Source organism: Kolteria novifilia, assembly GCA_007748055.1.
GTDB classification, from domain to species: domain Bacteria; phylum Planctomycetota; class Planctomycetia; order Kolteriales; family Kolteriaceae; genus Kolteria; species Kolteria novifilia.
In genome coordinates this window covers 4,053,798-4,066,932 of sequence record CP036279.1, presented here as the reverse complement: position 1 = coordinate 4,066,932, position 13,135 = coordinate 4,053,798, and the positions used below count along the sequence as shown (strand labels likewise).

Genomic DNA, 13,135 nt, shown 5'->3' with positions numbered 1-13,135 from the left:
TGACTCAGCACTAGTGTTCTGATTGGCAAGCTCGTTACATTGAATCTCGGCCCTCTGATCGTGCGGAGGATTGCGCAATCATGGGCGCTTCACGCAAGCCCACGGCGAGCGTGGGTATGGCACCCAAGAGTCTCTTCGGCAACGAATAGATCAACGGGCTGCTAGGGCGGAAGCCGATGACGGTCCGTCGCCGGGGATTGGCAAGCAAGAAAGGTTCGTGCATGAGTGGGCGAGTTCGTTGGGCACTTGGTGCGATCGTGGTGATTCTCGTCGGGAGCGGGCAGGCGATGACGCGGGCTCGCGCCGAGGAGCTACCGCCGACGAAGGATCAACCGCGCAACCGCCTGGGCGAGTCGACAAGCGCCTACCTCCGCTCCCACGCCGACAACCCGGTTCACTGGTATCCGTGGGGCGAGGATGCCTTCGACGAAGCGAGGAAGCAAAAGAAACCCATCTTCCTTTCGATCGGCTACAACGCGTGCCACTGGTGTCACGTGATGAACCGAGAGAGTTTCGCGAACCCCGAGATCGCCAAGATTCTCAACGACCACTTCATCGCCATCAAGGTCGATCGGGAGGAACTCCCTGAAGTCGATAAGACCTACCTGCGCGCGGTCGAGGCGATGCGAGGGACGGGGGGATGGCCGTTGACGGTCTTCTTGATGCCCGATCGCCGCCCCTTCTTCGGAGGAACGTACTTCCCGCCGGGAGACAGGATCGTTCCCGAAAGCGGCCGCGTCATGGCGGGGCTTCCGACCGTGCTGCGTCAGGTGTCCAAGCTCTATCGAGAGCAACCGGCTCAAGTCAACAAGATGGCGAATGCGGTGGCGGACTTCCTACGCAATTCGATCAAGCCGGGGGCGATGGAGAGCTCCAAGTTGACGCCGGAGCTACTCGCCTCCGCGGCGACGTCGATCACCTCCCAGTTCGATCCCGAGTACGCCGGCATCGGTCGGCCGCCTCGGTACGCGCCGAAGTTTCCGCAGCCGTCGGTCCCACTCTTTCTGTTGGCGTACGACGACAAGCCGCTCACGGCCGACTCTCCCGTGGTGAAACAAGCCGACATCATGATCCGCAACGGCTTGTTCGATCACCTCGGCGGAGGCTTTCACCGCTATTGCGTCGATCGCGAGTGGATCGTCCCGCACTTCGAGAAGATGCTCTACGACCAGGGCCAACTTCTCTCCCTCTACAGCAAGCTTCAGCCGCGTCACGACCGACCGGGCTATGCGCGGGCCGTCGCCGAGACCGTCGCGTTCCTCGAGCGAGACATGCTGCTGGAGAACGGGCTCTATGCGTCGTCGCTCGATGCCGAGAGCGAGCACGAGGAAGGCAAGTACTACGTCTGGACCGAGGAGGAATTGCGGACGTCGCTCGGCGACGAGGCCGACTGGGTCATCAGATTCCTGGGAGCCGAGCAACCGAACTTCGAGGAGAAGTCGATCCTCGTCGAGGCCGTGCCGCCCGAGAAGATGGCCGAGTCGTTGGGGGAGAGCGAAGCCGACTTTCTCACGCGATGGGACAAGGCGCGCCGGAAGCTGCTCGCGGTCCGCGAAGAGCGGGCGTCCCCCCGACGTGACGACAAGGCGATCACCGCGTGGAACGCGCTGGTCGCGATTGGTCTCGCCGATGCCGCCGAGGCGTTCAACGATCAGGGCTATCGCGAAAAGGCGGTCCGGACGGTCGAAGCGATCCTGCAACATCTCCGGAGGAAGGAGGGAACGCTCGCACGGTTCTCCGTCGGGGGAGAGGCCAAGGGAACGGGCTACGCCGACGACTACGCCGCGACGATCCTCGCGCTGCTCGCTGTCGATCGCGTGACCGAGGACTCGCGCTATCTCGAGACGGCGACACAGCTCGCCGAGTCGCTGATCAAGCAGTTCTGGGACCAAGCGGGCTCGGGCGTCTTCTACGCGGCCTCGACCAAGGAGCCGGTCATCATTCGGATCAAGGAGAACTACGACGGAGCCTATCCCTCGTCGAACAGCCTCACGGCGCTGGCGCTGGTCACGCTGGCCAAGCGACTCGATGACTCGGGGGAGGAGAAGTCGGCGGTCCTCGCGGGGCTCTTTCGAGAACGGGCGGTCAAAACGATGGGCATCCACGTCGCGACGATGGAGGAGACTCCGGTCTCGTCGACGACGATGCTGCGGGCGGTCGATCGCTACTTGAAAGAGAAGGGGGCCTCCCCCGTGTCGAAGGATGGCCCGATCGAATCGCTGACGATCCTACCCGCTGAACCGGAACTGGTCGCGGGCAAGGAAGTGCGATTGACGCTGCGTGTCGAGATGGCCGAGGGGTGGCACGTCAATGCCAACCCGTCGACCGCCCCGTTCCTCAAGCCGACGGTGGTCACCCTGGCGAAGGATTCGCCGGCGGTTCTCAAGGACGTCAGCTATCCGAAGGGAGAAGCGGTCAGCGTCGGGACCGAGGCGAACGAGCGGATCGACGTCTTCTCCGGCACGTTCGACGTGACGGTGGCCGTGGTGCTCGCCAAGGAGTACCAGGCGGGACAACCGCTCGAATTTCACCTCGCCTATCAGGCCTGCGACGATCGCCGCTGCCTGGCTCCCGCTACTGCGACAGTGGCGGTGCCGTCGTCGGCGGACAGTCCGGACAAGCGGCCGGAACCACCCCGCGATCCCTCTTGAAGAAGCCGTGCTTTCTGGGAACGGCTCCCGGCGGCACTTCCTTGAGCCCCTTGTCTCGGGTGAAGACACCTTGGACGCCAAGCTCGCCGGGATGGCGGGCGATCTTGTCGGCGAAGACTTGGGCGTCGTCGAGGATGCACCGCAGCTTGGCCAAGTTCTGCACCAGCAGGACCGAGGCGGCATCGAGGTTCATGTACAACTCGTCACTGCGGTAGAGTCGCTGTAGGGAACCGTTGCCGTTGCGGATCTCGTTGACCACGGCGCGGACGTCGATGAGCGTCGGGTTCAAGTTGGCGAGACTGACGTCGACATTGTTGGCGATCGACTCGCTTCGGGTCTTGAAGGGCTCGACCACGGTCTTGAGATCCTGGGCCAACTGATCGATGTTGTCGAGCGTTCGGTTGGCCGACTCGATCGTCGGTCGGAGATCCTTGCTGGCGTCGCGAACGTTGCGGATCGTGATCCGAAGGTTCTCGCGGGTTTCCGGGTTGAGCACTTCGTCGATGCTATCGAGCGTCCGATTCATCTTCTCGAGCGTTATCTGAGCATCGCGGACGATCTGGTCGATCTGCTCCTGATTGCGGGCGATCAGCGAGTTGGTCCGATCGCCGACTTGCGCCCATGCCTTGGCGGTCGTCTCGATCTGGGTTAGCGTCTTGTTGGCGTTGGGGACCATGTCGCTGGCCTCGTCGATCGTCTTGGTCAGGTTCGGCGGCGAAACGCCCTCGAGGGTCGATCCCGCGGGAACGATCGGGCGATCCTTGACGCCCTGCATGTCGGGACGGGTGTCGATGTCGACGTAGGTGTCCCCGAGAAGCGAGCGATCGATGGTCGGCTCGTCCCCTTCGCGGAGGATGTTGTCGCCATCGAGCGTGATGGTCGCCACGACGAGGCTGTACTCGGAGCTGTACTCGACTTTCTGGACCTCGCCGATGCGAATGCCGGCCCGACGGACAGGGACCTTCGGTTGCAGGCCCGGCGCGCTGCGGAAGGTGGCGTAGTAGGTCTTGTGCGATTGCAGCACGTACTGGAATTCACCGAACCAGATGATGATCGCGGCAAGAGCGAATCCCGCGATCAGCGTCACGAGTCCGATCGCGAATTGCATCCGTTGTTCACTCACGAGGCATCCCTTTCCTCGACGGTCGAATCGACCGCACCACTCTCACTCGAACTCGTCGCCCGTTTCCGCGTTGTCGCTGTCTCGTTGTTGGTCATCTCTTGGATGCGGTCGCGGGCTTCCCCTCGCACGAACTGGACGACGCGTTGGTCGTCGAAGCTTTCGATGGCCTCGGGTGGCCCCTTGAAGAGGATCTGGGAGTCCTCCTCGCCCAAGCGGGCGATCGGATAGAGCATGACGATCTTGTTGGCGATCTTCAGGGCGGACTTCATGTCGTGGGTCACGACGATACTGGTGACGCCGTGACGTTCCCGGGTGCCGATAATCAGTTCGTTGATCACGTCGCTCATGATCGGGTCCAGACCGGTCGTCGGTTCGTCATAGAGGACGACCTCCGGTTCCATCATCAGGGCCCGGGCGAGCCCGACCCGTTTGCGCATGCCGCCGGAGAGTTCCGCGGGCTTCTTGGTCACAATCTGCGTCGAGAGCCCGACCTCGTTGAGCCGATCCCGGACGCGATCGCGGATCTCCGACTCGGGCAGGTTCGTGTGCTCGCGGAGGGCGAACGCGACGTTCTCGTAGATGGTCAAGCTGTCAAAGAGCGCGGCTTGCTGAAAGACGAAGCCGAAGCGGAGACGCTGCTTGGCCAGTTCCCGCTCTCTCAATTTGACGAACTCCAGATCGTCGAAGACGACCCGTCCCTTCGTGGGACTGACCAGACTCATGATCGTCTTGAGCAGGACGGTCTTGCCGCAGCCACTCTCGCCGATGATCGCGAGGGTGTCGCCGCGATTGACGCTGATGTCGATGTCGCGCAGGACGGTCTGGCTGCCGAAGCGGACCCCCAACTGCTCGATGCGGATGAGCGGTTGTTTCGGCGTTTCCATTCCCGATTCCCCTACGGCTACCTGATCGCTCACCATGCCCGCCCACTAATTGCCGATTGACGCGGATTGGCCCGGCCAGATCAGGTTGTAGATGCCATTGAGCAAGATCCCGAGCATGAAGTCGCTCGCGAGAATGGCGATGAAGGAGTAGACGAACGCCTCGGTCGCCGAGCGTCCCACCCCCTCGGCGCCCGCGCCGGAGCGAAACCCTCGATGGCAACTGATGATCGCGATCTCGGCTCCGAAAAAGAGCGACTTGAAGAGCCCGGTGAAGACTTCCCAAAGTCCCACGAAGCCGCGCGAGTGCATCCAATAGTAGAACGCGTCGATTTTCATGATCTTGATGCTGACCAACGCTCCCCCGATCACCCCCATGAAGTCGGCCATCACCGTCAGCAGGGGAATCAGCACCACGCACGCGAGAAAGCGCGGAACGACCAGGTAGCGAATCGGATTGACGCCCAGACAGCGCAGCGCGTCGACTTGTTCGGTGACTTTCATCGTGCCGATTTCGGCCGCCATCGCGCCGCCGATCCGGCCGGCGAGCATCGTCGCGGCGAGGACCGGACCCAACTCGGTGACAAGCGAGACGTTGATCACCGAGCCGAGTCGGGTTTGGAGCCCCATCTGGGCGAACTGGTTGTAGGCTTGGACGGCCAACACCATCCCGATGAAGGTTCCGGTGATCGCGACGACCGGGACGCTGCGCACCCCGATTTGATAGAAGGTCGGCACCAGCAGGCGTTTGCGCGGATAGGTGGTGGTCATCCACAGGGCGAGCTGGCCACAAAAGGAGATCAGATCGCCCAGCGTGGAGATCATCCCGATCGTTCGCGACCCCAACTGCTCTAGAGGGGTCGGCTGTGAGGAAACCGTCGCCATCGAGACCTCTTCCGCCAGCGCGTACCTGTTCCGGAACCACTGCTATTATCGTCAACATCGTCAAGCCTTCCCCAGTCGCTTGAGAAGATTGACCGAGTGGTCCTATTTCTCTCAAGATTGCTGCAAGAGGCGAAGCCTGAGGGGATTGAGGCGGCGGTTGGGAGAGGGCGATATTGGAAGGCGGGGTCGACTAGCGCCGGCGAAGCACAAGGACGGTGTCGCCGCCGTCCTCGTCGAGTTCGACGGTCTCGCCGATGTCGTAACCAAAGTCGTGGACCGCGACCAGTTCCAGTTCGGGGACCGACGCCAAGAGCGCCCGCAGCTGTCGATCGTCATAGGTCCGAAACGCGAAGCTCGAACGAACCCGATACGAGCGACTGGGGGCGCGGACCGTCATCAGCAGTTCGAGTTGCTCGCGGCGCAAGTCTTCGTCGACCGAGAGACAACGCAGCGTGCACGTCACCTTGGTCCCGCGATAGCTCTCGGTCCAGCGCTCGACGCTGTCGTAGTCGGCGTCGGCGGGGTAAAGATGGAGCCCGATCAGGTAGAGGCCACCGCGCACCAGATGCTTGGCGACCAGTTCGAGATGGCGCCGGGCGTCGGCTTCGGTGAGCAAGTGGCGGAAGGTGTTGCAGAAGTTGAACGCCGCGTGGGCCTTCGGCTTGATCGCGAAATCGGTCAGGTCGCCCTCGACCAACGTGCCGTCGAGTTGTCGACGACGAAAGCGGGCACGAGCGTAGTCCAGGGCGGTGCCGTTGAGATCGAAGCCAGTCACGTCGAAGCCGACCGCGGCCAACTCGACGATGATCCGACCGCTACCGCAAGCCGGTTCGAGGATGCGCCGGACGTCGACCTTGGCGTAGCGTTCGCAGGCGCTCTGGACGAACCGCGCTTCGAGCCTTGTCTCGGGCCGAAAGGCGATGTCGTATTCTCGAGGGAAGTCGTACCAGCTTCCGGGAAGGGTGGTGATGCTCACGTCGTTGGTTCAGCGAAGGGTTGAGTGCTTCATTGGGGAGTCGCGATTCGGCGCGAGTGCTGCGTCAAACGCTAAGTGTCGGGTTGTGGACTCACGATTACTTCTCACTGGCTGACCAGCAGCCATTGCCACCCGAACATCAGTTCTAGACGCTGCGCACGCCATGTTCGCAGCGCGGTCGGTCGATCCTCAAGGATCCGGGACGCCCGCTCAAGCGATCGCCGTCACGAAAGGGAAATGGCGGATTCCCTCCCGATGGCCAACTTTCGCGGGACTGGATCACATCCTCAGGCGGAACGACTATATTGCCGTGGATGACTGACACCATGACAGCATCAGCTTATTCGGATTGCCGCTTCTCCCTTGCAGGCCGCGGTTCATAAACTAGGGATCTCGAAACTGTCCACAAGGGGATTCGTGTCGCGCCCATGAAAGTCGTCGTTGTTGGAGCTGGTGAGGTCGGGTTTCACCTGGCGGATCGTCTGTCAAAGGAACGTCACGAAGTCACGATCATCGAGAACGATCCCCAGAAGCATTCGATGCTGCGCAGCAAGCTCAACGCGCTGGTCGTCGAGGGAAGTGGGGCCAGCGCCCAGGCCTTGGAGGAGGCGGATGTCGCGCACGCGGACCTCTTCATCGCGGTGACCCGGCACGACGAGGTCAATCTCGTCGCGTGCCTGCTGGCCGCCGAACTGGGCGCCAAGGAAGTCGTCGCCGGCAGCAAGAGCCTCGACTTCTCCCGCGCCGAATGGGCCCCCAACGCCAGTCGCCTCGGCATCTCGCGGATCATCAATCCTCAGATGGTCGTCGCCGACGAAATCATGTCGATGATCGGCTACGCGGGAGCGGCGGAGGTCGCCGAGTTCGCCCACGGCCGCGTCGTCTTCCTCGGGTTTCCGATCAACGCCCAGAGCCCGATCAACGGCGTGTCGATGCGCACCCTGGGCAATATCCGTGGGATCTATCGTCTGATCGTCACGGCGATCTCCCGCGGAGACGAAACCATCATTCCACGCGGCGACGATATGGTGGAAGTGGGCGACATCCTCTACTTCGTCTGCAAGCGAGAGGACTTGCCCGCGATCACGGACCTGTTCGGGTTCGAGCCGCAGAAGACCCGGCGCATCTTCATCCTCGGTGGCGGTCGAGTCGGCTCGGAGATCGCTCGTCGGTTGGCCCATCGGCACTACCGGATCACGATCATCGATCACAACCTCGAGCGCTGCGAGAAGCTTGCTGGCAGTCTGCGCAACGTCCAGGTGCTGCACACCGACGGGACCGATGTCTCAACCCTCCGCAACGAGGGGCTCGAGGATGCGGACGTCTTCATCGCGGTGACTCAAGACGAGCAGTCGAACATGCTTTGCTCCCTCTTGGCGAAGCGCTACGGCGTTCCGCGCGTGATCGCCCTCGTCGACCGGCCCGAGTATTTGCAACTGGCTCCCTCCCTCGGCATCGATGCTTGCGTGAGCCCCCGGACCGCGACCGTCAGCGCGATGCTCAAGTACGTCCGCCGCGGCGAGGTGGTCGATATCGAGGTGCTCGAGCAGAGCGAGGCGGAAGTGATTGAACTGGAGTTGCCCAAGGAGAGCCCCATCCTTGGGAAACCGCTCAAGGCGTTGGGCGTTCCCAAGAGCTCGATCGTGGGAGCCGTCGTTCGCAAGGATGGAGTCTTGATTCCGAGTGGTGACGATCACTTCGAGCCGGAGGATCACGTGATCGTCTTCACGTTGCCGGACGGGGTTGCCCAAGTCGAAAAGTTCTTCGCGTAACGACTCATGAACCTCTCCCTGACCCTCAAATTGCTCGGCGGCCTGACCATCTTCGAAGCGGTCGTCTTGATCATCCCGATGATCTTTTCCCTGGTAACCGGGGATCGGGCCTTCTTTCCGTTTCTCTGTTCCATCCTGTTGGCCGGAGCTTGTGGCCTCTTCGTCTTTCGCCGCTACCGGGTGGACGGGTATCTCACGCACCGGGAAGGATTCGCGGTCGTCACCTTCGGCTGGATCGTCTTCGCGCTTTTCGGGTCGCTTCCCTATGTCTTCAGCGGGTCGGTCGATGGCCCCGTCGATGGTTTTTTCGAGGCGATGTCGGGCTTCACGACAACTGGGTCGACCGTCATCACCGACCTCGATCAGATCCCCCGAAGCATCCTTCTCTGGCGTTCGATGACCCAGTGGCTCGGCGGGATGGGCATCATCGTGCTCAGCTTGGCGATCCTTCCCTTCCTTGGCGTGGGAGGGATGCAGCTCTTCGAAGCCGAAGTTCCCGGTCCCACCGCCGATCGACTCAGTCCGCGAATTCAGGACACCGCCAAAGTCCTCTGGGCGGTCTACGTCATCATCACCGCGGCGGAGGTGCTCTTACTTTGGTTGGGGCCGATGGATCTCTTCGAAGCGATCTGTCACTCGCTGACGACGATGGCCACGGGAGGTTTCGGAACGCTCAACAACAGTATCACCGGGTTCCAGAACTCCTACGTTGACGTGGTGGTCACCTTCTTCATGTTCCTGGCGGGGGTGAACTTCGCGCTTCACTATCAACTGCTGCGGGGACGCCCGCTCTCGCTGTGGCGCAATGAGGAATTTTGGACCTACACCGCCATCACGCTCGGCTCGGTCATGGTCCTGGTCGTCCTCAACCGCACGCTCTATTCCTCGGTCCTGATCAACCTTCGCGACGCGGCCTTCACCACCACGTCGCTGCTCACGACGACCGGGTTCGCGACCGCCGACTACGAGAACTGGCCGGTGACGTCGCAGTATCTACTGGTGACGCTGATGTTCCTGGGAGGATGTGCCGGCTCGACGGCGGGCGGCATGAAGATCGTTCGCGTCCTGCTCGTCACGAAGCACGCTTATCTTCAGATTGCTCGGCTCATCCATCCGCGCCAGGTCAAACTTCTCAAGCTCGACGGCAAGCCGGTCTCCCAGGAGGTCATCCAAGCGATTCTCGGTTTCGTCGCCCTGTGGATGTTCCTCTTTCTCATCGGTTCGCTGCTGATGGCGGGCTTCGGGCTCGACTTGGTCAGCGCCGGGGCGGCGGTCATCGCCTGTTTGGGCAACATCGGACCGGGTCTCGGCGAGGTCGGCCCCACGGACAACTTCGCGTTCGTCCCCCAGCATGGCAAGCTTCTGCTTTGCCTGCTCATGCTGGTTGGACGATTGGAGGTCTTTACCGTCCTGGTCCTCTTCTTCCCGAGTTTCTGGAAGAAGTAGCGAGTGTTCCGTGGAGAGCACCCGAAATACTCGTTGGAGCCAGGCTCTCGGCGTTTTCCGCCGTTCGCTCAGACCACCGCGACGCCCTTCGAGGTCGGTTCGATGACGTTGATGTTTCGCCAGTGGCCGCTCACGAAGCGAAGCAGAAATCCGCTTCCCAACACCACGACGTAAGCCGTGATCGCGAACCAGCCGGCGATGAGCCCGTTGCCGAGATAGGTGACGCCCACGTAGGTCGGCAGCACCATCACCAAGAGGCCAGCCAAGAAGGTGAACCCCATCGCGAACCGGGTGTCGCCCGCGCCGCGGATGGCGCCACCGAAGACGACCGCGAGCGCGTCGAAGAAGGTGTACGCCGCCACGAAGCGAAGAAGCATCGCGGTCGTCGCCCTGATCTCCGCCGATTCCACCGGATCGGAGAACCAGAAGTAAGGCTCGCTCAGAACGTCTGGTATCGCAACCAGAAAGACGACGGGGATGGCCATGTAGACCGTCGCCAGTCCCGCGGCGTTCCAAGTCGTTTGTGCCGCGGTGTCGTGGTTGTTCTCGCCGATCCGTTGGCCGACGAGGATGATGACCGCCGTTTCGATGCCCAACAGGGGCAGGAACGCGAGCGTGCTCAGGTTGAAGGCGAGGTTGGTCGCCGCCAACGAAGCGGTTCCCAGCGTGCTCATCAAGAAGATGAACGTCGAGAAGCAGACCAACTCGAGGAAGCTCGCCATCCCATCGGGCAAGCCGAAGCGGACCATTCGCCGGAAGAGCTCGATGTCGATGGCCCGGTTGGCGGCGAAGATGCCACGATAGTCCTCGACTTGCCCCACCAGGTAGAGGTAAAGCCCGAGTTTGATGACGTAGGTCAGGGCGGTCGCGGCGGCGGCTCCTTGAATGCCCATCTCCGGGATCGGCCCGACTCCGAAAATCAGCACGTAGTCGAGGAGGATGTTGGCGACGACGCCGATCAGATCGACGCAGAAGACGGTCCGCGTCTGTCCTCGGCCGGAGAAGAAGGCCGAAAGGGTCAGGTCGACGAGGAACGGAGCACCCGCCAAGCAGAGGATCGCGAAGTAGTCCGCCGTCATCGTCGCCACTTCGGTATCGCGCATCAAGCTCCCGAAGATCGTTCCCGCGAAGGGAGCGATCACTGGGACGACCAGGCCGACGCACAGGGAGAAGTAGACTCCTTGCCACACGGCTGAGGCGACTCGGTCCTTACGTTGGGCGCCGGTGTACTGCGAGACGAAGGTCTTGACGTAGTTCGAGATCCCGTAGGGGATGCTCACGACCAGCCAGAAGCAGACGCCGGCCGGAAGGGCCGCGGCCAGGGCAGCGGTCGAGTACCACGTTAGGAACATCCGGTCGATGACGTAGAGCACCGACTGGGAACTGGCGCTAAGCATGAGCGGGAACGCGATGCGCAGCAGTTCGCGGACTCCACCTATCGCCGCTACTTCCTTGCCGGTATTCATCGCGATCCTTCCCCATGGTCGCCCACGTGCAGCGATCCGGCGGTTGACGTTCATCCCCAACATCGTCTCGGACGAGAACGACGGACCCCAGGGATCGGCATGCCGGCGCATCTCGGGGCTATTGAACGACGGACGGGGCGAGAGAACATGCTGGCCGCGGGATTTGAGCCAACGGAGACTCAAGTTCCGCCTAGTGCCCTGACGGGTTCATCCATCGCTCAAAAGACTCTTGGGTGCCATGCCCGCGCTCGCCGTGGGCATGCGGAGAACACCGATGATTGGGCAATCCTCCGCACGATCACAGGGCCGAGACTTCACGAACGAACTTGCCCATCAGGACACCAGTGCTTTGTCCGATCCAAGAGTTCGGGTTCCACTGGCTGCTGGTCAGCCAGTGAGAAGTGATCTTAAACTCACAACCAGAAATCGAGCATTTGACGCAGCACTAGGCTTCGAGAATAGGAAGAGAAGAGACACCCCGGCCCTGTGCAAGGGACGCGCGAGAGCGGCGAGAGGTTCACCAAATCATTTGGTGTCGAGCGCGGCGATCAGGTCGATCAGCGCCTTCTGGGCGTCTGCGAAGAGCATCATCGTGTTATCGGCGACGAAGAGCGGGTTGGCGATGCCCGCGAAACCGGGGCTGAGGCTTCGCTTGATGACCACGACGGTCCGAGCCTTGTCCACGTCGAGAATCGGCATGCCGGCGATCGCACTGGCGGGATCGCGGGCCAGGGGATTGACGACGTCGTTGGCCCCGATGATCAGAACGACGTCGGTTTGCGCGAAGAGTGGGTTGGCTTGATCCATGTCCTTGAGCTGTTCGTAGTCGATCTTCGCCTCGGCGAGCAGGACGTTCATGTGCCCCGGCATGCGACCGGCGACCGGATGGATCGCGAAGTAGACCTCGAGCCCCGCCTCCTCGAGCATTTCCGTCAAGTCGCGGACCGCGTGTTGCGCCTGGGCGACGGCGAGTCCGTAGCCGGGGACGATGCAGACCCGCTGGGAGGACTCCAGGAGCATCGCGACTTCATCGGCCGAGGTCGACGTGATCTTTCCTTGATAAATCTCCTCGCCGCTATCCTGCTCCGCGGAGCCCAGCGAACCGAGCATCACATCCAGCAGCGAGCGATTCATCGCTTTGCACATGATGACCGTCAGGATGAATCCCGCCGAGCCGACGAGGGAACCGGAAATGATTAGGACGGAATTGGAAAGGACGAATCCGACGGCCGACGCCGCCAATCCCGAGAGCGAGTTGAGTAGCGCGATCACCACCGGCATGTCCGCTCCACCCACGGGCAGGACGAGCATGACGCCAAAGGCGGACGCGGCGACCACACCGAGCCAGAACGCGATCGGCGCCCGTCCTGGATCGGCGAGCGTCCAGAGGAGTAGGATGATCATCACGACCAGCAGGGCGATGTTCAAGGGTTGTTGGCCGGGGAAGCGGTAGGGCTTGCCGCTGATGAGTTCCTGAAGTTTCGCGAACGCGATCAAGCTGCCCCAGAACGTGACGGCGCCGATGATGCCCGAGGCGACCGACGCGACGAGTTCGGAGACCGCGCCGCTGGTGAAAAAGAGTTCCGGGTCGGCGAGCGTCGCGCCCGCGACCAGCGCCGAGGCGGCTCCTCCGAAGCCGTTGAACAACGCCACGAGTTGCGGCATCGCGGTCATTTGAATGCGAACGGCCAGCAGAATGCCGATCCCCGCTCCCACGAGTAGGCCGAGAGCGATGGTCCAGAACCCAATGATTTGCCGATCCAGGAGCGTGACAACGACAGCCAAGAGCATTCCCAACGCGCCGAGGGCGTTGCCGCGGACGGCGGTTCGGGGATGCGTCAATCCCTTCAGGCCAAAGATGAACAGCACGGCCGCGGCGAGGTAGGCGAGGTTGATGAGGTCGGAACTGGGCACGCTCAACATTCTCCGGTAGGC

The 13,135-nt window shown here is 62.1% G+C and carries 9 protein-coding genes; 3 read left to right on the top strand and 6 right to left on the bottom strand.

The annotated features are described in order from the left end of the window. The first annotated feature begins 221 nt into the window (after positions 1–221). Complete coding sequence (locus Pan216_RS14940) at positions 222–2,651, top strand: DUF255 domain-containing protein (protein ID WP_419192550.1); 2,430 nt, start codon at positions 222–224, stop codon at positions 2,649–2,651. On the opposite strand, the gene Pan216_RS14935 is transcribed toward Pan216_RS14940, so the two are convergent. The 4 genes from Pan216_RS14935 to Pan216_RS14920 all read right to left on the bottom strand — a co-directional run bounded on the left by Pan216_RS14935 (position 2,575) and on the right by Pan216_RS14920 (position 6,516). Beyond that, complete coding sequence (locus Pan216_RS14935) at positions 2,575–3,774, bottom strand: MlaD family protein (protein ID WP_145258897.1); 1,200 nt, start codon at positions 3,772–3,774, stop codon at positions 2,575–2,577. The two genes, Pan216_RS14940 and Pan216_RS14935, sit on opposite strands and share 77 nt — an antisense overlap. Beyond that, the gene (locus Pan216_RS14930; protein ID WP_419192549.1) at positions 3,771–4,658 is read right to left on the bottom strand and encodes an ABC transporter ATP-binding protein; all 888 of its coding nucleotides are present in this window, start codon (positions 4,656–4,658) and stop codon (positions 3,771–3,773) included. Before Pan216_RS14930 ends, Pan216_RS14935 begins: the two co-directional genes overlap by 4 nt. A gap of 45 nt (positions 4,659–4,703) precedes the next feature. After that, positions 4,704–5,540: an MlaE family ABC transporter permease gene (locus tag Pan216_RS14925; protein ID WP_145258893.1), complete on the bottom strand. Its 837-nt coding sequence runs from the start codon at positions 5,538–5,540 to the stop codon at positions 4,704–4,706. A gap of 190 nt (positions 5,541–5,730) precedes the next feature. Beyond that, entirely contained in the window at positions 5,731–6,516 is a 786-nt protein-coding gene (locus Pan216_RS14920; RefSeq protein WP_145258891.1) for a class I SAM-dependent methyltransferase, read from the bottom strand. Positions 6,517–6,929: 413 nt separating this feature from the next. On the opposite strand from Pan216_RS14920, the gene trkA reads away from it, so the two are divergent. Both trkA and Pan216_RS14910 read left to right on the top strand, forming a co-directional pair. After that, complete coding sequence (trkA, locus tag Pan216_RS14915; RefSeq protein WP_419193680.1) at positions 6,930–8,288, top strand: Trk system potassium transporter TrkA; 1,359 nt, start codon at positions 6,930–6,932, stop codon at positions 8,286–8,288. A 6-nt stretch (positions 8,289–8,294) separates the two neighbouring features. After that, positions 8,295–9,734, top strand: coding sequence for a TrkH family potassium uptake protein (locus Pan216_RS14910; protein WP_145258887.1), 1,440 nt, complete (start codon positions 8,295–8,297; stop codon positions 9,732–9,734). Positions 9,735–9,802: 68 nt separating this feature from the next. Here Pan216_RS14910 and Pan216_RS14905 read toward each other — a convergent pair whose 3' ends face one another. Beyond that, positions 9,803–11,200 (bottom strand): MATE family efflux transporter, encoded by a 1,398-nt coding sequence (locus tag Pan216_RS14905; RefSeq protein WP_419192548.1) that lies wholly within the window; start codon positions 11,198–11,200, stop codon positions 9,803–9,805. A 525-nt stretch (positions 11,201–11,725) separates the two neighbouring features. Then, complete coding sequence (locus tag Pan216_RS14900) at positions 11,726–13,114, bottom strand: NAD(P)(+) transhydrogenase (Re/Si-specific) subunit beta (protein ID WP_419192547.1); 1,389 nt, start codon at positions 13,112–13,114, stop codon at positions 11,726–11,728. Between the last annotated feature and the right edge of the window lie 21 nt (positions 13,115–13,135).

Bases quoted from the DNA above. Each gene is read 5' to 3' on its own strand.
- Pan216_RS14940 (WP_419192550.1), top strand. From the start codon at position 222: ATGAGTGGGCGAGTTCGTTGGGCACTTGGTGCGATCGTGGTGATTCTC.
- Pan216_RS14930 (WP_419192549.1), bottom strand. From the start codon at position 4,658: ATGGAAACGCCGAAACAACCGCTCATCCGCATCGAGCAGTTGGGGGTC.
- Pan216_RS14925 (WP_145258893.1), bottom strand. From the start codon at position 5,540: ATGGCGACGGTTTCCTCACAGCCGACCCCTCTAGAGCAGTTGGGGTCG.
- Pan216_RS14910 (WP_145258887.1), top strand. From the start codon at position 8,295: ATGAACCTCTCCCTGACCCTCAAATTGCTCGGCGGCCTGACCATCTTC.
- Pan216_RS14905 (WP_419192548.1), bottom strand. From the start codon at position 11,200: ATGAATACCGGCAAGGAAGTAGCGGCGATAGGTGGAGTCCGCGAACTG.